The following is a 20,170-nucleotide window of genomic DNA, read 5'->3' on the forward strand; positions in this document are numbered from 1 at the left end:
TCCTATATTACTTATTTTTTTCTCTATCTACAACTATCTTACCATTTTTTATTACCTTGTCTATAGAATTTATTCCAAAGTGATAAACTAAATAATTTAAGTTTTTGCTATTAAATATAGCTATATCTGCCTTTTTACCTTTTTCTATAGAACCAACAGATTTTTCTCTATTAATAGCGCAGGCTGCATTTATAGTCATAGCATTAATTATCTCATTAGGAAGCATTCTCATCCCAAAACATGCAAAGGTCATAACATTTTGCATGGATTCAGTAGGAGATGTTCCTGGGTTACAATCTGTAGCAAGTGCAACGGCCACGTTATTATCAATCATATCTCTTGCTCTTGCAAACTTTCCAAGCATTAAATAGAAAGCTGTAGATGGTAATAATACCGCTACCACATCATTTTCACTTAAAGCCTTTATTCCTTCATCAGAAGCTGCTATTAAATGCTCTGCTGAAATACATTTTAACTCTCCTGCAAGCTCTGCTCCCTTAACAGATTCAACTTCATCACCATGAAGCTTGAGTTTCATTCCATATTCTCTACCCTTTTCAAGGATTTTTCTACATTCCTCAGTAGTGAATACCCCTTCCTCACAGAAGCAATCTATAAATTCTGCTAAATTTTCTTTTGCTATACCTGGTATTATTTCTTCCATTATAAGTTTTATAAAACCTTCTCTATCACCTTTATATTCCTTAGGAATAGCATGGGCTCCCATAAAAGTAGATACCACATCTATTGGATGATTCTTATCTAATCTTTTATTTACTTCTAATATTTTTTTCTCAGTCTCTAAGTCTAAACCATAGCCTGATTTACTCTCTACAGTAGTTGTACCGTGATTTAGCATTATATTAAGTCTACTTTTAGCTTCTGCTACTAATTCATCTAGAGATGCTTTTCTAGTGTTTTCTACAGTACTTAATATTCCTCCACCCATATTTAGGATTTCAATATACCCTACCTTATTTAATTTTAGAGGTAATTCATTTTCACGACTTCCACTATAAACTAAATGAGTATGGGGATCTACAAGTCCCGGTGTAACTGTTTTGCCTTTACCACTAATAATTATGGTATCTTCATCTATATAGGATTTATATTCCTCATCTTTTCCTACAGCAGATATTATATCGTCTTCTATAAATACAAAACCATTTTCTATGATATTGGCATCATTCATTTCTTTGCCTTTTTTTCTATGGCTACCTTCACAGGTAACCAGGCAATCAATATTCTTAATTAATATAGACATGTCTTTCAACTCCTAAGCTATTTTATTCGCTTATTCTTCTTTCTAGTATTTGGTCCATGGAGAAATTCTCTATTTGAAGATAGTATTCAGCACTATTGATTAAGGCAGCCATTGGTACAAGTCCTATAACTTCACTACCAACTACTGGTACTCCATAACGTTTTGCTTCCATCTTAACCATTTCAAAAGCTCTGTATACTGCTGTTTTTTCATAGTTTACTAAGTTCATAGATACTTGTGCTATATTTCTATCTTCAAGCATTACGCCCATAGCCTTTGCAAATCTTAATCCACCACCTAAATGTCTAACTGTCTTAGCAATGGTATCTGCTATTTGTAAATTGTCTGTACCTAAATTTACATTGAAGGCTACTAAAGGTTGTCTTGCAGCAATAGCAACGCATCCACCCTTAACATTAACTTCTTTTGGACCATAGTCTGGTGCCCATTTATCTTCTTTTATTTTTTCAAAGAAGCCTTCATATTGACCTTTTCTTACCGTTGCTAAATTTTCTCTATGTGAAGCTGTAGCTGCTTTTTCATATAAATATACTGGAATATTAAATCTTTCTGCAATTACTTTACCAACTCTATTAGCTATTTCTACACACTCTTCCATGGTAATTCCATCGATAGGTACAAATGGAACTACATCTAGAGCACCCATTCTTGGATGAGCTCCTGTATGAGCACTCATATCTATATTTTCATAAACCTTTTCTGCCATATTTATTATCGCTTTCTCTAGAGCTTCTGGTTCTCCTACCACAGTAACAACAGATCTATTATGGTCTGCATCACTAGAATAGTCTAGTAACTTTACGCCTTCTACTCCTCTAAATACATTTACTATAGCTTCAATTTTTTCCTTGTCTCTACCTTCACTAAAGTTAGGTATACATTCTACTATTCTTGCCATAATTAACTCCTCCTATTTATTTATAGTTGATACCAATACCTATATTTGTAGATATTGGTATCAACTTTTATTTTTAAATTACAATATACTAATTCTTTAAAGTCTTTATAGTTTCATTAATAATTAACCTTAACTACTTCTTCAACTTTATTAGCTAGTTCTCCACTACGAAGAAGATCTGTAACCTTATCTATCTCTTTATACATAACTACATCATTTTCTATAAAGTTAACTACATCTCTAACTGATTCATAGGCAACTTTAGTACCCTTACCTAAGGTATAATCCTCCCTAAAATCAATAGCTTGACATGCTGCTAAAATTTCAGTAGCTACTACTCTCTCTGCATTTCTTATTATATCCCTTGCCTTTCTAGCTGCTATTGTACCCATGCTAACATGATCTTCTTGGTTTGCAGAAGAAGGTATTGAATCAACACTAGCAGGGTGAGCAAGGATTTTATTTTCAGAAACTAAAGCTGCTGCTGCATATTGCGTTATCATAAATCCAGAATTTAAGCCACCATGTTTAACAAGAAAAGCTGGAAGATCATTTAATTGATAGTTAATTAATCTTTCAAGTCTTCTTTCAGATACATTGGCAATTTCACTCATAGCTATACCTAAGAAGTCAAAAGTTAATGCCATAGGTTGACCATGGAAGTTTCCTCCTGAAATAACGTCTCCTTCCTCTGTTACTATTGGGTTATCTGTTACTGAATTAATCTCTATTTCTACTTTATGTTTTGCATAATTTAATGCATCCTTAGAAGCTCCATGAATTTGAGGTATACATCTTAAGGTATATGCATCCTGTACTCTAATTTCCCCTTGAGATGTCACAAGAGAACTTCCATCTACTAAAGCTAATATGTTCTTTGCTGTTTCAATTTGCCCTTCATGAGGACGTATGTTATGAGTTCTTAAATCAAAAGCATCTCTTATTCCTCTTAGTGCTTCTACTGTTAATGCAGCAGCTATATCTCCACTCTTAATTAAGTTTATTCCATCCCATAAAGCCAAAGCTCCAACCGCAGTCATAACTTGAGTACCGTTAATTAATGCTAGTCCTTCTTTAGCTATTAATTGAATCACTTCTATACCAGCTTTATTCATAGCTTCTCTACCACTTATTATTTTACCCTGATACTCAGCTTCTCCTTCTCCTAACATTGGTAATACCATATGAGATAATGGTGCTAAATCACCAGATGCTCCTAAAGATCCTTTCTCTGGTATTACTGGATGAACTCCCTTATTTAGCATAGCCACCAAAGTTTGTAGTGTCGATAATCTTATTCCTGAGTATCCTTTGGATAAAGCATTAGCTCTAAGCAAAATTATTGTTCTTACTATATCTGTATCAAGGCTGTTTCCAAAACCACAAGCATGAGATATAATTAAATTTCTTTGAAGAGTTTTACAATCTTCACCTGATATAGATACATCAGAAAATTTTCCAAAACCTGTAGTTATACCGTAAACTACTCTATCTTCTTCAACAATTTTATCTACAATTTCTCTAGATTTTTCTACTCTTTTTATGGCTTCTTCACTAAGCTCAACTTGATAATTATTTCTAGCCACATTTACTATATCTTCAAGTCTTAAGTCGTTTCCATTGATTATTACTTTATTCATTAATATCTCCCCTTTACAATATACTTACCTATATAATTACTATTCTTTATAAAATCAAAATAACCTTTTAATTACCTCGTCGGAATATTATGAATATTTTTAATGTATTATCATTTTAACTTACTAAAGAATTATTTATTAAGCTAAATAAAGTGTTACAACAGTATTATTCTTATATATTGTATAAATAAAAAATTTATACTATTTCATGTTTTATAATCTTAAAAGACTGTATCAGAATAGTTTTGCAAATTACACTGATACAGTCTTCCTAATTCCTAATGGTATCCTTAGCTAATTCAATCATGGCTAAGATAATAATAGTACTTCCAATTATTATTTTAAAAGATATGGATTCTCCTAAAATAATAACTCCTAAAACTAAAGAAACTATAGGCTCTAAAGCACTAAAAATAGCTGAATTAGTGGGACCTATTAACTTTACTCCTTTTAGGAATGCCATTAATGCAACAACGGTAGATATAAATGCAATCAACAATATAGATATAATTCCATAAAAATTTATTGGATTATTAAAACTATTAGTAACAACTCCTGTAGCACTTCCAACTATTGCTGAAATTACAGATATGTAGAATGTCATAACATAACTATCTATATTTTTAACTTTATCATTAGAAGCGCCTAGAACGTATATAGCATAACATAATGCAGATAACAATACCAATACTACTCCAATAGTATTAATGCTTCCAACCTTAATATCTAACATTATAAATACACCTATAGTAGTTACCATCAAATATAAAAACTTTTTTAATTTAAATTTTTCTTTGTATATTATTATGGATAAAATCATAACCATTAAAGGATATGTATGTAATATCATTCCTGCTATACCTACATCTATATAATTATAGGCTATGAATAATAGTATAGATGTCATAGAATATCCTATCACTCCCATAAATAATATAAGTTTTATTTGTTCTTTACTTACCCTAAGTGAAAGTTTTTTAGTTTTTATATATATAAACAGTATTATTGATGCAAAAGTAAACCTTAGAGCTAATGTATTTATTGGATTTGCACCACCTTTATATGCAAGCTTTGCTAAAATGGGCATTATTCCAAAGGCTATAGATGCTATTGCAATATAAAAAATTCCCTTAATTTTATTGCTACTCTTGTCCATGATTTTACCCCTCCCCTACTAAATCAACATGCATACTAAAATTTTAATATATATGAAAGGTACACCACAAATTAATTCTATATTTATTTATAGCTATCATTATTATAGCTGTGTTCGTGCTATTGTTCTTTATAACTACATCTGTTTTCTTCTAGTATATAACCTTGTATAAACCTAAAATAATTATTTCTATTCTATCTTTAAAAAGCTCCCTCTCTCTTAAATACTTTTAAAAAAGTAGTAAATAATATTTTTATATCGTACCAAATAGAAAAGTTACATATATAAGTTAAATCATAGTAAATAGTTTTTCCTAATTCTATTTCTCCTCTTCCACTAACTTGTGCAAGTCCTGTTATTCCAGGTAATACTAATAATCTTTGATAATAGTTTTCTGGATAATATTTTACAACTTCAGGTATTTCAGGTCTTGGTCCAACTAAGCTCATATGGCCAAATAAAACATTAAATAGTTGTGGTATTTCATCAAGGCTTGTGTTTCTCAAAAAACTACCTAATTTTGTGATTCTATTATCACTCTTACTCTGAAATACAAAGTTATCCATATTAGTTGGGTCTATTTGTAATTCTCTCTTACTTTCAGCTGATACCACCATAGTTCTGAATTTATATATGGTGAAATTTCTTCTATCTTTTCCTACTCTAATTTGCTTAAATAATACTGGCCCCTTACTATCTAGTTTTATTGCTATAGCAATAACTAAATATATTGGAAGTAATATCACTATACCTATAAAAGATAATATAATATCAAAAATTCTTTTTACTCCAAATTGAATTTTTTTATTCTCTATTTTTTCCTTTATATCTATTACTATATTGTTCTCCAAAATAATTCCTCCTTGTACGAACACAAAATTATTATATCATTTATTTCATAAAAAAAATATTTTTAAATTATTATGAATTTATTATTACATATCTATATTATGTGAATTTGTAATATAAATATATATTTATGCCTATATTTCATACAAATTTAACTATTTTTCATCTCTTTTGTTAAATTATAAATTAAAAGATCTAATTCCATATAAAAACTAGATCCTTTAACTTTTATATTTATTTATGGTAATTACTTATAATATGTGTAACTGCATTAATTACATCTTGAACATCTTCATCTGTCATCTTTGGATACAATGGTAATGACAGTATAGTATCAAAGTAACTTTCAGCTACTGGGAAATCCCCTTCCTTATAATCAAAATGCTCTCTATAATAGCTCATTAAATGTACTGGTATGAAATGAACACTGGTACCTATGTTAGCTTCTCCCATAAGTTCTATAAACTTATCTCTATCAATTGTAAGTTTATCAAGCTCTAGTCTTACTACATAAAGATGCCAAGAATGAGTAGTATAATCTGCTTCTGGTGGAAGTTTAATTCCATCAAGTGTAGAAAAGCCTTCTTCATATTTCTTTACAATTTCTTTCCTTCTATCTTGCATTGCAGATAATTTATTCATTTGTGTCTTCGCAAGAGCTGCTTGGATGTCGAACATATTATACTTATGACCCGGATATTCTATATCATATCTCCAAGCCNNCCAAGCTCCACCTTTTCCATATCTATTCCATGCTGCTTTGCTCATACCATGAGTTGACATTACTCTTGCTTTTTCAGCTATGTCTTCGTTGTTAGTTGTAAGCATTCCACCTTCACCTGTACATATATTTTTAGTTGCATAGAAACTAAAGGATGCACAATCACCTTTTTTACCTATTAAATCACCCTTATAAAAAGTATCAATTGCATGAGCTGCATCTTCTGATACGAAAAGATCATATTTTTCTGCTATAGCTCTAATTTTATCCATATCACAAGCATGACCTGTGTAATGTACTGGAACTATAGCAGTAGTTTTATCTGTTATCTTCTCTTCTATCCTATTTGCATCTATACAAAATGTTTCTGGATCTACATCTACAAATACAGGAGTTGCTCCTACATGAATTATTGTATTAGCTGTAGCTGCAAAAGTAATTGGAGTTGTTATAACTTCATCTCCTGGTTTAACTCCCCCAGCTATCAAAGCAATATGTAATGCAGCTGTAGCAGAATTCATAGCAACAGCATATTTAGCGCCTGTATATTCTGCAAATCTCTTTTCAAATTCTATAGTTCTTGGTCCTTTAGCTACCCAGCCTGATTTTAATGTTTCTACAACCTCATTTATATCTTCATCATCAATTAGTGGCACTGCATAAGGTAAAAAAGTTTCTCTTTTTTTATACATATAAATTCTCCTTATCTTGACATTTCTGTATTTTTACTTATATTTTTATTTGATTTAAATAAATAAAAATGTATCAGTCCTTCTAAAAATCCAATTCCATAACTAATATGTAATATAGGAAATATTATGGATACATATTTGAATAATTTTCTTTTTTGTTTTGTAATTTTAAAGGATTCAAATAAATCACTTATTATATATATTCCTAATACACTTATCCATATATAGAATATTGGCTTAAATAACATACTTAATAAAATTCCTAAAATATTTCCTAATACAAACATCATAGGAATTAAATGTCTTATTGATGCAGTTTTACCATGCTTCTGCATAACTCTAACTTTCCAAAATCCATATTGATAATATTGTTTCCACAATTTTTTTAAAGAGCCTCTGCTATAGTAAACTGATTTAATACACGGCGATAATAATACTTTATATCCATTTTTTATCACTCTAAAATTTAATTCGTCATCTTGATTTCTAACTAATTCCTCATCAAAATATCCTATTTCATTCAATACTTCTTTCCTGTAACCTCCAAAAGCTACAGTATCAACAAATACTTCATGTCGAGCATATCTAAAAAGTGCATTTCCAACGCCAAAAGGCGAGCTCATAGCAAGGGATATTGCTTGCCCAACTTCATTCTCACTTACTGTTTCTATTGGACCACCTACACAACCTATTTCCATATCTTTATACAACAACTTTACATTGTTCTCTACAAATTTTTCATCAGCATAAGCATGGGATCCAAAAATTATTATTATGTTAGAATTACTGTATTCTATCCCACAATTCATACCTTTAGGTGCCGTCAATTCTTTATTATCTATTAATTTTACATTTTCATAATTACTTTCATACTTTTTTATTATTTCTCTACTTCCATCTATAGACATACCATCACATATCAATATTTCATATAAATTTTTTGGATAAGTTTGTTTTAAAAATGAATCAATACACTTTCCAATATACTTTTTTTCATTTCTACAGGGTATTACTACAGAAACTGTTTTAGTAAATTCCATACTTTCACGTCCTAAATAATTAATTTATTATATAATTCTGTTTAATTTTCTATTTATATCTGATGAAGTAAAACCTTTCTCTTTTGCAAAGTAAAATAATATCTCTTTTAATGTATTACTATGCTAATCTATGCTTTAACTAAAATATTAACCTATACTATCTAACTTCTAAAGCACTAGTATATATATTATTTACATTATTAAAATTATCTAATACATTATAATTTTCAACAACAAATTTTCTTCCATACTCCCCCATTGTTCTTCTTAACTCTTTATCTAGTATTAATTTTTCAATAGCATTTTTTAATTGACTCACATTTTTTGTCTCAACAACTATACTACTATTGTTAGGACTCGTAGCTTCTGGCAATCCTCCCGTATTAGTTACGATAGTAGGCGTTCCACAAGCTTGAGCTTCTACTGCTGAAACTCCAAAACTTTCAAATAAAGAAGGTATTACTGCGATATCGAATTTATTAAAATTTTCTACAACTTTTTTTTGATCAATATATCCTAAAAACTTTACTCTATCCTCTATATTTAATTCTTTACACAGTTTTTTCAAGCTTTCTTCTAAGGGGCCTCTTCCAGCCAATTGAAGCTCTATATTATGATATTTATAGCATAATTCACCAAAAGCTCTAATCAAATACTCTATACCATATTTAATATCAAAAGTTTTTATTGCACCTATTATAACTTTTTCTTTCTCTTTGTATCTACTATCAAATGGTTTAAATATATTAATATCAACTCCAAATGGGGTAATTTGTATATCTTTATATGTATATTTTTTAGTCTCCTCTGCCATAGCTTTACTAGTAGACAAAATTATATCTGCTCTTGATAAGTTTTTCTCTAAGAACTTTTGACATATTATATTTTTCTTTGGAAATTCATAAACATCACTTCCCCATACGGATATAATATAGGGATGAAATCCAGTTAATCCACCTAGAAAACCATAGCTAGTAGCATAATGAGCATGTAGAATATCTGGTTTAATTTTTTCCACTAATTTTCTAACCTTAGCAATAAACTTAAAATACTCAACTTTGTATAATAAACTTTCTTTTTCTACTTTTTCTGACTCAATATTAAAGCTATGAACTGTTACTCCAGGTATATCTCCATTATTTAAGGATATTACATGAATATCATATCCTAGATCTTTAAAAAAAGAACACCATTTCTTAGTATGTACACTATTTGCATCAGATAAATAACAAATTCTCATATTTACTCCTTCTATCTTAAGTCTGCTTTTGGTATAAACTATTAATAACTGCGCTTGCTCTTGCTTTCCATGTATTTTTATTGTAAGCAACCTCTAAATTTTTTAACTTACCATTATACTCTATAAGATAATTTTTTTCTAAATAATTTAATATACTTTTTATACTTTCAAAATTATAATCAGTAGTGTATCCTATTCCATTATTAATTATAAACTTTCCACAAGCAGTATTATTAATACCTAATATTGGCTTTCTATAAGATATATATGAAAATAACTTCATTGGCATGGCAAACTCCCAATATGCTGTGGGCTCTATTACCAAGGAAAAAATATCCGCATTCAATGCTTTCTTGTCAAGTTCACTTCCACTTTTATGAATTACACGTATTCTATTATTTAAATATTGTTGATAATAATCTTTGTTTGCTTCCCAATCATCGGGTCTACAGCATATATCTAATTCAAATTTTTCATTCTCATAGATAGCCTTAACTATCATCTCTATGTTGTATAATTCTTTACTTAATCCACCTACATATAGTAATTTTATAGTTGAATCTTTTATTAGATCTCTATTGTCTAATAATTTTTGTTCACACCCTGAAGGTAATGGTATTACAGGTTTCTTTAAATTTAAAGGAATATATTTTTCCATTTCTTCGGATGGCAAATATAACACATCAATAATATTTCTATATTTAATTAAATCATAATAGTAAAATGTATACGCAACCATTTTCTTCATAAATGGAACACTCTTTTTATATTGGTCAAATCTCCAATGTATGTCTCTATAAAATACTCCTATTTTTATATTATGATTCTTGCAAAATTTAAGAAATCCAAAATCTAAAAAAGGATGTGTAGGTAAATGGTGTGACTCTGTAAGTAAAGTAGGTTCTGTAGAACTTTCCATATAAACAAAATCATATTTTTCACCATTCTTTATTTCAATCTTTATTTTATTTATTATATTTTTTCTCTCTTTACCATTTCCTTCTATAATGGATACTTCGTAGCCTGCATCTTCAAACCCTTTAATTATATTAATTGGTCTTATATTAGATGCACTTGGATGATCCCTATTAATTTTGAATGGATAGTATATTATACATTTATTCATATATAAATCCTGCTTTCCAAATATATCATAAATTTTCTTTTTAATTATATACCAATAATTATATTTTAATACAACTAATTCAAACTGTTATTATTAATAAATTTATATAAGTATTTACTTGAATAATTGATAAATACAAATAATAATATTATAAGTATTATATTAGAGCTATATATAAAATCAAAGAATCCACCTTGAGTAGCATAAGCTAAATCACTTGTTAATATAGCAAACAATGCTACACTCAAAGCACTTTTTCTTATTTTTTTTGCAAATATATAGTATATTAATCCAAATAATATTCCCATATAAGCAATACTAGTTAAAACCCCTATGACTCCAAAATTAGCATATGCCTCTCCAATAAAAAATGCATTCATAACTCCTGCAATTCCATCAAATACATTTCTTGAACCATAAAATGCCATAACAATCTTAGCTGACCTTATATGTGGCAAATTTAATCCAAGTAAATTGGTAATTGTTCCACTCATACTTCTTCCCATAAGAAATGGAAAAGAATTAGGAAACAAATCAAAATGATAAATTAATGTTCCTACTTGAGTAAAAATTATCCTGCTTATTGGGCCATCATGTATAGATAGCGTTAAAACATATCCTGTTACTTTATACATTAATGCAATAATACCCGATAATCCACCTACCACAATATACATATATAATCTTTTTATACCATTATTAATTAAAATATATAATATAATAAATGTGAATAAATAAAATACTACTGGTGTTTTTGCAAAGTTATATGTCTTTACAATAAGTGATGATCCAAATAAAACAATAAATAATACTATCCATCTTATTTTTTTTGTAGTTATTGCATAAGCAAATGATATATATGATGTAACTGGTATAAATGACAATATGAGTATGTTCTTTACATACTGATTGATTATAACTGTATTAGAAATTATAATTCTTTCTGTTTTAAAATTAAACCCAGCTTCTGCATGTAAAAGTTTTATAAGAGGAATATATCCAATTTTAATAAGTAATAATATCATCATTAAAACACATACACTTGCTATTAATAGTACAATATAAAAGATAATTTTTTCATGGTCAACTTGTGTATCTTTTTCTAAATATCCATTATAAACTTCTTCCATATCAACTCTTAGTAACTTATGTGTAGCTATAATCATTAATGGCAATAAAATTGCAGTAAGAAATACAAAGAAAAAAGTAGTACTTATTGTTTTATCATGTAATATATAGTTCATTGTATAGTGTTTCCTATCACCTAAAAAAACTAAACTAGCCCCAATATAAGTTTGTAACACAAATAAATAAAATGTGTATGAAATTATATTAAGTTTTCTTATACTTAAAGTTCCAGCTGCTTTTTTAAATAAATAGGTACTTAATGTTAGTCCAAATGCAACTAATAATATCTTTAAAATCATATAATTTTCTTCCTTTACTTAGTATCATTATATATGCTATTTACAAAAAACTCTTTTGTTTTAGTATCAGCATTTCTAAACCTTGTCTTCATTTCCATTATTTGCATTCTATCTACTTCATCATCTAAATAAAATTCATTCATCTTTTCTAAATCAGCTAATATAGCAACATCTGTAACTTCTGTAAATCTAAGATTAATTTTTTGTAGCTTCTCTAAGTTTCTAATTGAATTTAAATTATCAACATCATTATATGAAATATTTAATTCTTGAAGATTATAATTATCTTTAATAAACTCTAAATTTCTAATATTATTATATGAAATCTCCAATATATTCAAATCAGTAATGGCTTTTAATGAATTGATATTTTCAATTCCATTTCTATTAGCTTTTAGCTCTATAAGATTCACTAAATTCTCCACTCCTGTAAAATCAACCATATAATTGTAAGAAACATCCAAATTAATCAAACTAATAATCTTAGTTAATGGTTTTATATCATTAACTCTATTGCTTCCTAAATTCAATATTTTTAAGTTATTTAAACCTACCAATGAATCTGTATTGCTTATATTATTCTTCATTAAATTTAGTGAAACAATTCCATTTAAATCTTCTAATGGTGTAATATTTTTTATATTGTTACCAGCTAAATTTAATTCAACTAGATTTTTTAAAGCACTTAAAGAACTAATATCCTCTATTTTATTATAACTTAAATCTAAGTTTTTTATATAAGATAAGTCTTTTATTTCTTCTATATTACTAATTTCATTTAAACTCAAATCTAGATTCTTAAGGGATGTAAAATTTTCTATCCCTTTAATACTTTTTATTTCTTTATCCTTTAGATTTAATTCTTTAATAGAATTTATATCAACGTCATAAATTTCACCTATATATTTTTTAATTTCCTTACGCACAGCCATTTCAAATTTTTTATCTTCAATTTGTATAACTTTAGCATTCCTATACTTTTTTATATTCATTTTACTATTTTTAGCAATATTAATTCCTATACTTGATAATAATATTACAAAAATAACAATAATACTTGACATGTAAATTGATTTTTTATTATTTTTTATATAATCTAAAACTTTGTACATAAAACCTCCATCATTTTTTAAATATTTTATTTTTCATTTCTTTTATTGAATTAATTTCTTCTTTATTAAATAAGAATAACCCTTCAAATGTAAAATTTTCTTTTTTGATAAATATAATCACATACACTATACCATACACTGCATAAGAAATACTTGAAGCAATGGCAGCACCATTTATTCCTATTGCAGGTATTAAACATGCATTAAATACAACATTAACAGCAAAAACTACAAATGTTATGTATAAATGAACTTTAGGTTTACCTGAGCTTTGAAAATATGAAGAAGAAACCCTACCTATAGATGCAAATAAAATTCCTATAAATAGTATTATAGTTGGAGCTTTCGCTTCTCTAAATGCTTCTCCATACACAATTGGAATAAGTGTGGTACAAAACATTCCTATTATCATTAATACTAGTGTAATATAAAATGTAACTTTTATAGTATTACTTGTAAGCCTCTTACGTTCATTTTCGTTACTATTACTCATATTATAAAGTCTTCCCAATATGGCACTGGATACACTACTTGGAATCATAAATAACAATTCTGCTAATGATACAGCTGTAGAGTAAATTCCAAGTTGTGATTTTCCAAGCATAAAATCTATAAAAAATTGATCAATTTTATAGTTCATGAATATAAATAGAGTAGCTAAATATATTGTTAGTCCAAATTTTAATTCTTTCTTGATTAATATTTTATTTAAAACAAATTTAAAATTAACTTTTAAATTTTTAATTAAAAATATAGAATTAAATATTACTGGAAATGAAATAATCAATAAATAAGTATATAAATTTAAAGTATTTGTAATCCATAATATAATTATTGTACCTAATTTCAATATATTTGAATTTAAATTGATTTTATTTACTTCGACTATTCTTTCATCTGAAATATAAAAAGTTGATAAAAACTCAGCTATCATTGTAAATGTTAGAATACATACCCCTAATATAACCATAAAATAATTATATTGAGTAAATATAAGCCCTAATCCTTTTCCTAATATTATGGTTAGAGACATAATTAAACATATAATTGTTGTGTATGTAAAATTACTATTTAGCACCTGTAAACTTGTATATTCAGTTTTCTTACTAAAGTATGGAGTAGCATATGTTATTCCAAAATGTCCATATTGACCTATTGTTTGAAAAAACAATAAAAATGATACTGATATACCTTTTCCCTCTGTTCCCAATACTCTAGAAACTATAATACTAACTAAAAAAGCTAATACTGATATACTAATTTGGGTAAGAAAATTACTCGCTATATTTTTTTTATATCCCACAGTGAACCCTCACTTACTTGTTTTTCATTTCCTTCATATCCATAGTAGAAAAATCTCCTAATGGAAACTTAACAGGCATTCCTGTTGCTGTAGACTTGTAAGCAGCTAATATTATTTCTAGAGGTTTTTTAGCCTCTTCTCCACTTACTAGTGGCTGCCTATCTTCTATAATAGAGTCTACTACATCTTTAAATAATAAAGTATGCCCAAATCCATAAACACTATCTGGATCTGCTTCTTGTGCTGCCAAAACTTCCTCTTCACTTTCCTCTGAACCTTCAATTCTCCAAGTTTCAATTTTGTTTACTGCAAGACCACCTATGCAAATAGCTGCCTTTTCCCCAAAAATACTTAATGTTTCCTCTAAATTCGTAGGATACACACAAGCACTTCCTTCTATTACTCCTATAGAACCATTTTTGAATCTTATTAGTATAGCTCCAAAATCTTCAGCGTCAATATCCCTTAAGAAAGTATCACACTGAGCATATACTGTATCAACATCTGAGCACATCATCCATTGTAGTAAATCTATATTATGGATACATTGATTCATTAATGTTCCACCATCAAGTTCATAAGTCCCTCTCCAAGGAGCTTGCTCATAATATCCCATGTTTCTATTCCAAAGTATCCTTGCTGTTCCATTAACCATCTTACCAAAATTATTTGCTTCAACTTCACTTCTTAATTTTTGAATAGCAGTATTAAATCTATTTTGATGTGATACACATAATTTAACATTATTTTCTTTAGCACAAGCTATCATTTCATCAGCATCTTTAATTGATAACGCCATTGGTTTTTCAACTATAACATGAATATGTTTTTTCATACAATTTATAGCGATTTCTGGATGATATCCACTTTCAGTTGCTATATACACTATATCTATATCTTCTTTTTCTAACATTTCTTTATAATCTTTATATGTATTTACTATTGCATCCTTACCTATTTTTTCAATATATTCATCTTTTTTCGCTGTTGCCTTTTCTTCAACAGGGTCACAAGTTGCTACTAGTTTTAATGTTTCTTTATTATTTACTATTGCCTCTATTCCTTTATAGGATATCCTTCCACATCCAATAACAGCTACATTAAAATTCTTCATTATTAATTCCTCCTAAAACTTTATATATATTTATAAGCTTTTCTTCTTCTTGTTTCCAATTAAATTCCTCTGAAATAGCCTTTATCCCATTATCACCCATACACTTAATTAAATCTTCATCCATGAGTAATTTTGCTATATTTTCAGCGATATCAACCTCATCTAGAGGATTTATTACAATACCCGAATTATATGCTGTTATATATCTCTTTATAGGAGGCATATAACTTCCTATTACGGGAATACCACAACTCATGTATTCAAATTGCTTTGTGGGAATATTTTTAAAATATTTAGGTTCAGGTAATAGTGGAACAAGTCCTATTTTTGATTTGTACATATATTCTCTCACTATATCATGATCTACTCTGCCAGTAAAAATAATATTACTTTCTAAATCATTATCACTGATATATTTCATTAATATATCCTTACATTTAGCATACCCAAACGGTCCTACAAATACCATCTTTATATTTTCATACTTAGGATTGCTTTTTAAAATTTTAATTGCCTTTAATATTTGTAGAGCACCTCGCTCTATTGTTATTCCACCTTGATATATAATATCATATTCTTTTTTTATTAAATCATTTTTTATAGCATTAAATTGAGTGTAATTATGTATTACTTCAACACTCTTACTAATGTTATTAAACCTATCTTTAACAGCTTCATCAGCTGTAATTATAAAATCAAACTTTTTTGATATATAAAGTTCACTTTTATCTACCATAAGTGTAGTTAATGCTCGTATAGGTTTGGGTACCTTCTTTGACATCCTAACCATATCTGGATAATGTTCATGAACATCATAAATTATTTTTGAACTTGGTAATTTTCTTTTTATCTTTAATGCTTTATATATAATTTCAAAATCATGAAAATGATATATATCCGCTCTTTCTTCTATGGCCTTTTCAATTATTAAATCTAAAATAAAAAATCTCCCTTTTAAATCTTTTGGTTTAGGTATACCTTTTATCTTTATTCCTGAAACTATCTCAAATTCCTTATCATAAGGACCTATTATAGTAATATCATCACATATCTTTTTAAGAGAATTTGCTTGCTTATAGAATATTCTTGAATCAAAAGGACTATGCCCCGTGGTTAGTATACATATTTTCATGCTATATATTCCACCTCTTCTCTTTTACTTACACGCCTCTAAATATTTTTCTTTTAGACTTATAGCACTTCTCTTCCAAGTAAATTTAGTCATAACCTTTTTCTTAGCTAATAATGCCATATGCTCTCTTTTGTCCTCATTATTTATTATATACTCCATCTTTACTACTAAATCTTCTACATCTCTTGGATTCACTAATAATCCATCTAAGTTATCTTCAATTACATCCTCTATGCCTTGACCTTTACAACCAATAACAACTTTCTCTTGAGCCATTGCTTCAATATATACTACACCAAATCCCTCTTTGTAACTTGGAAGAACGAAAAAATAACATTGATTCATATATCGCATTAATTGTTTATGAGGTATTTTACCTTTAAAAATCACCTTATCCTCAACGCCTCTAATCCTAGCAAGCTCTTTTAAATTTTCTCTTTCTTGTCCTTGTCCAACAATAACTAAAACTAAATCTTCATATTTTCCATGAATTTTAGCAAAAGCCTCTATAATATAATTAATCCCTTTAGTCTGAATAAGATTTCCTGCTGTCAAAATATATTTTTTATTCTTAAATTCTTCTTGTATTTGCTTATTTTTATCAACTAAAATATCTTTTTCATTTACTCCATTAGGAATTACCACATAGTTTTTTCCCGACTTAGAATATTTAAGTGCATCATTCTTTAGCTTATCACTTACAAAAATACACTTATATGAAGCTTCTAAAACTTTCATTACATTATCTCTGCATGCCTTGCTAAAGTTAACCGTATAATTCATATCTTGACCATGAATAGTTACAAACAAAGGTTTATTATAAGACTTATTTAATAACATAGCTCCATATCCATCTGGCAAAGCTACATGGGCATGAATTATATCAAACTTAAAATTCTCATATATCTTTTCTACTGTATTTTTTATTCCTTTATAAATTCTATTTCCATCTGATTTAAAGTCTATATTTCTAGGTAAAAATATAGCTCTTGGATAATATACTTCTATTCCATCCCAAACAGCTTTCTTTGGGATATTATAATATCCCTTATATTTATCTGAAACTAATGATAATAAAAATGGTGTATATGGTACCGGTGATACAACCTTCACATTTATATCTGGAAATTCTTCTAGCATTGCTTCAACTTGTTTATGTATAAATATACCATTATTTTCATTAAAACTATTAGGATACATATGTGATATTATCAATACATTCATAAGTAATTCTCCTCATAATTTTTAGATACAGTACTTTTTTATACTGTATCTAAATCTAATTCCTAAATATATTAAAGTTTATTTATTTTATCTCTATTTTTTTTAACATTCTTTGTCGCATTTCTTGTATCATAAAGGAGCTTAGCCTTTTCAACCATTAATTCATAGTCATAACAACTGTGATCTGTAGTGATGATTACTATATCAGCATTATCAATTTCTTTTTCCCAATCTACTGATATATATTGGATACCTTTATGTTTGAAAGATTGGATATATGGATCATTAACCATTATGTTCGCACCATTTTTCTCTAATATCTCAAGTACTTTCAATGTTGGTGACTCTCTCATATCATCTATATCTTTTTTATATGCAGCACCCATAACAAGTACTTTTGCACCATTTAATGCCTTTTTATGACCATTTAAAAGCTTCATCACATTCTCAACTACAAATTCTGGCATAGAATCATTAATTATACCTGAAGTCTCTATAAGTTTTGTATGATAATCATACTCTTTAGCCTTCCATTCTAAGTAGAATGGATCTAGTGGTATACAGTGACCACCAAGACCTGGACCTGGATAGAATGGCATAAATCCATAAGGCTTAGTTTTTGCAGCTTCAATAACTTCCCAAATGTCAATCTCCATTTTATTACACAATATTGCCATTTCATTAGCTAAGGCTATATTTATATTTCTAAAGGTATTTTCAAGAATTTTTTCCATCTCAGCTACTGCTGGTGAAGATACCTCCATAATTTCTCCATCTAATACACATCTGTATAAAGTTCCTGCAACCTCAGTACAATCTGGTGTACATCCACCTACAACCTTAGGTGTATTTTTAGTATTATATTCCTTATTACCAGGATCTACTCTTTCTGGTGAAAATGCTAAAAAGAAATCCTCTCCACATTTTAATCCACTTTCTTCAAGAATTGGTTTTATAACTTCATCCGTTGTTCCGGGATAGGTTGTGCTCTCAAGAACTATAAGCATTCCTCGCTTTAAGTATTTTGCTACATCTTTTGTTGAATTAACTACATATGATAAGTCCGGCTGTTTATAAAGATCAAGAGGTGTTGGTACAGCTATACATACTGTATCTATTTCTTCTATGAAACTAAAATTCGTAGTTGCTTTTAGCTTACCTGCTTTAACAAGGGCTGATAAGTCATTATCTACTATATCACCTATATAATTTTCTCCATTGTTAACCATAGCAACTTTTTTATCTTGAACATCAAATCCTATAACTTCATATCCCGCCTTAGCTTTTTCTACTGCTAGAGGAAGTCCTACATATCCAAGACCTACTACACCTAGTTTAGCTGTTTTATTCTTTAATTTTAATAATAATTCTTCCTTTAATTGACTCATAATTGTTCCTCCCATTAGTAATTTATTACATTACACAATTCGTTACATATCTTAGTCTTTCTTTCTTTTATATGTAGGAACTTTTTCTTCAAGCAATTTTATTATTTCCTCTTTAGTCATATTATCTACATTTCTAAACTGTTTTATAGCTTCTTCAATAAATTCTATAGTAGCATCTTTAGGTTTTTCTACAAAAATTTTATTGTGCTCTGTAGATGTAAGTGCTACTTCATCCATTAAAAGTTCTTCATACAACTTTTCTCCTGGTCTTAATCCCACATATTCTATTTTAATATCTACATCTGGCTTGTATCCAGATAGTGTTATTAAATCTCTTGCTAAATCAACCATTTTAACCGGTTTACCCATATCTAATACAAATATCTCTCCACCATCTGCAAGACCACCAGCTTGAATAACTAATTGAGCTGCCTCAGGAATAGTCATAAAGAACCTTGTTATTTCTGGATGGGTTACTGTTACTGGTCCACCCTTTTCAATTTGCTTTTTAAATAGTGGTATTACTGAACCATTACTTCCAAGAACATTTCCAAATCTAACTGCTACATAATCTGTTTTACTAACTTCATTAAAAGCTTGAATTATAAGTTCACAAAATCTTTTAGTTGCTCCCATTACATTAGTTGGATTTACTGCCTTATCTGTACTAATTAAAACAAACTTTTTAACATTATATTTATCACAGCATTTAGCTACATTATATGTACCTAAAATATTATTTTTAATAGCATCTCCCGCATTTCCCTCCATTAGAGGTACATGTTTATGGGCTGCTGCATGGAATACCACTTCTGGTTTGTGC

General features: G+C 28.4%; 17 protein-coding genes. All 17 read right to left on the reverse strand.

What is annotated here, in order from left to right:
- Nucleotides 1-7: 7 nt before the first annotated feature.
- Nucleotides 8-1,264, reverse strand: coding sequence for an imidazolonepropionase (gene hutI / locus B2671_RS10755; protein ID WP_346870411.1), 1,257 nt, complete (start codon nt 1,262-1,264; stop codon nt 8-10).
- A 22-nt stretch (nt 1,265-1,286) separates the two neighbouring features.
- Complete coding sequence (gene ftcD / locus B2671_RS10760) at nt 1,287-2,183, reverse strand: glutamate formimidoyltransferase (protein WP_035134405.1); 897 nt, start codon at nt 2,181-2,183, stop codon at nt 1,287-1,289.
- Between the two features lie 116 nt (nt 2,184-2,299).
- On the reverse strand, nt 2,300-3,823 hold the full coding sequence (hutH, locus tag B2671_RS10765; RefSeq protein WP_346870412.1) for a histidine ammonia-lyase: 1,524 nt from the start codon (nt 3,821-3,823) through the stop codon (nt 2,300-2,302).
- Nucleotides 3,824-4,094: 271 nt separating this feature from the next.
- Complete coding sequence (locus B2671_RS10770; protein ID WP_346870413.1) at nt 4,095-4,979, reverse strand: DMT family transporter; 885 nt, start codon at nt 4,977-4,979, stop codon at nt 4,095-4,097.
- 200 nt (nt 4,980-5,179) lie between these two features.
- On the reverse strand, nt 5,180-5,833 hold the full coding sequence (locus B2671_RS10775) for an exopolysaccharide biosynthesis polyprenyl glycosylphosphotransferase (RefSeq protein ID WP_346870427.1): 654 nt from the start codon (nt 5,831-5,833) through the stop codon (nt 5,180-5,182).
- Nucleotides 5,834-6,062: 229 nt separating this feature from the next.
- A complete protein-coding gene (locus B2671_RS10780; RefSeq protein WP_346870414.1) occupies nt 6,063-7,241 on the reverse strand; it encodes a DegT/DnrJ/EryC1/StrS family aminotransferase in 1,179 nt (392 codons plus the stop codon).
- A gap of 11 nt (nt 7,242-7,252) precedes the next feature.
- On the reverse strand, nt 7,253-8,281 hold the full coding sequence (locus B2671_RS10785) for a glycosyltransferase family 2 protein (RefSeq protein ID WP_346870415.1): 1,029 nt from the start codon (nt 8,279-8,281) through the stop codon (nt 7,253-7,255).
- A gap of 157 nt (nt 8,282-8,438) precedes the next feature.
- Nucleotides 8,439-9,521, reverse strand: coding sequence for a glycosyltransferase (locus B2671_RS10790; protein ID WP_346870416.1), 1,083 nt, complete (start codon nt 9,519-9,521; stop codon nt 8,439-8,441).
- Between the two features lie 16 nt (nt 9,522-9,537).
- The gene (locus B2671_RS10795) at nt 9,538-10,647 is read right to left on the reverse strand and encodes a glycosyltransferase family 1 protein (RefSeq protein ID WP_346870417.1); all 1,110 of its coding nucleotides are present in this window, start codon (nt 10,645-10,647) and stop codon (nt 9,538-9,540) included.
- 74 nt (nt 10,648-10,721) lie between these two features.
- Nucleotides 10,722-12,074 carry an O-antigen polymerase gene (locus B2671_RS10800; protein WP_346870418.1) on the reverse strand — a complete coding sequence of 451 codons (1,353 nt, stop codon included), beginning with the start codon at nt 12,072-12,074 and terminating at the stop codon, nt 10,722-10,724.
- Between the two features lie 14 nt (nt 12,075-12,088).
- On the reverse strand, nt 12,089-13,186 hold the full coding sequence (locus tag B2671_RS10805) for a leucine-rich repeat domain-containing protein (protein WP_346870419.1): 1,098 nt from the start codon (nt 13,184-13,186) through the stop codon (nt 12,089-12,091).
- 10 nt (nt 13,187-13,196) lie between these two features.
- Nucleotides 13,197-14,489: a polysaccharide biosynthesis C-terminal domain-containing protein gene (locus B2671_RS10810; protein WP_346870420.1), complete on the reverse strand. Its 1,293-nt coding sequence runs from the start codon at nt 14,487-14,489 to the stop codon at nt 13,197-13,199.
- 13 nt (nt 14,490-14,502) lie between these two features.
- Complete coding sequence (locus tag B2671_RS10815) at nt 14,503-15,603, reverse strand: Gfo/Idh/MocA family oxidoreductase (RefSeq protein ID WP_346870421.1); 1,101 nt, start codon at nt 15,601-15,603, stop codon at nt 14,503-14,505.
- A complete protein-coding gene (locus tag B2671_RS10820) occupies nt 15,590-16,735 on the reverse strand; it encodes a glycosyltransferase family 4 protein (RefSeq protein ID WP_346870422.1) in 1,146 nt (381 codons plus the stop codon). Before B2671_RS10820 ends, B2671_RS10815 begins: the two co-directional genes overlap by 14 nt.
- Before the next feature lie 24 nt (nt 16,736-16,759).
- The gene (locus B2671_RS10825; protein ID WP_346870423.1) at nt 16,760-17,959 is read right to left on the reverse strand and encodes a glycosyltransferase; all 1,200 of its coding nucleotides are present in this window, start codon (nt 17,957-17,959) and stop codon (nt 16,760-16,762) included.
- 71 nt (nt 17,960-18,030) lie between these two features.
- Nucleotides 18,031-19,347, reverse strand: a complete 1,317-nt coding sequence (locus B2671_RS10830; protein ID WP_346870424.1) for a nucleotide sugar dehydrogenase — start codon at nt 19,345-19,347, stop codon at nt 18,031-18,033.
- Nucleotides 19,348-19,398: 51 nt separating this feature from the next.
- Nucleotides 19,399-20,170, reverse strand: a 772-nt coding sequence (locus B2671_RS10835) for a polysaccharide biosynthesis protein (RefSeq protein ID WP_346870425.1), incomplete at its 5' end; no start/stop codon positions are given.

The sequence above is a fragment of the Clostridium sp. UBA5119 genome, assembly GCF_002414285.1.
In the GTDB taxonomy this organism is placed as follows: Bacteria; Bacillota; Clostridia; order Clostridiales; family Clostridiaceae; genus Clostridium_J; species Clostridium_J sulfidigenes.

Excerpts from the sequence above, each read along its gene's own strand:
- B2671_RS10785 (WP_346870415.1), bottom strand. The coding sequence starts at position 8,281 with ATGGAATTTACTAAAACAGTTTCTGTAGTAATACCCTGTAGAAATGAA.
- B2671_RS10795 (WP_346870417.1), bottom strand. The coding sequence starts at position 10,647 with ATGAATAAATGTATAATATACTATCCATTCAAAATTAATAGGGATCAT.
- B2671_RS10815 (WP_346870421.1), bottom strand. The coding sequence starts at position 15,603 with ATGAAGAATTTTAATGTAGCTGTTATTGGATGTGGAAGGATATCCTAT.
- ftcD (WP_035134405.1), bottom strand. The coding sequence starts at position 2,183 with ATGGCAAGAATAGTAGAATGTATACCTAACTTTAGTGAAGGTAGAGAC.
- B2671_RS10770 (WP_346870413.1), bottom strand. The coding sequence starts at position 4,979 with ATGGACAAGAGTAGCAATAAAATTAAGGGAATTTTTTATATTGCAATA.
- B2671_RS10800 (WP_346870418.1), bottom strand. The coding sequence starts at position 12,074 with ATGATTTTAAAGATATTATTAGTTGCATTTGGACTAACATTAAGTACC.
- B2671_RS10805 (WP_346870419.1), bottom strand. The coding sequence starts at position 13,186 with ATGTACAAAGTTTTAGATTATATAAAAAATAATAAAAAATCAATTTAC.
- B2671_RS10830 (WP_346870424.1), bottom strand. The coding sequence starts at position 19,347 with ATGAGTCAATTAAAGGAAGAATTATTATTAAAATTAAAGAATAAAACA.
- B2671_RS10825 (WP_346870423.1), bottom strand. The coding sequence starts at position 17,959 with ATGAATGTATTGATAATATCACATATGTATCCTAATAGTTTTAATGAA.
- hutH (WP_346870412.1), bottom strand. The coding sequence starts at position 3,823 with ATGAATAAAGTAATAATCAATGGAAACGACTTAAGACTTGAAGATATA.
- hutI (WP_346870411.1), bottom strand. The coding sequence starts at position 1,264 with ATGTCTATATTAATTAAGAATATTGATTGCCTGGTTACCTGTGAAGGT.
- B2671_RS10820 (WP_346870422.1), bottom strand. The coding sequence starts at position 16,735 with ATGAAAATATGTATACTAACCACGGGGCATAGTCCTTTTGATTCAAGA.
- B2671_RS10790 (WP_346870416.1), bottom strand. The coding sequence starts at position 9,521 with ATGAGAATTTGTTATTTATCTGATGCAAATAGTGTACATACTAAGAAA.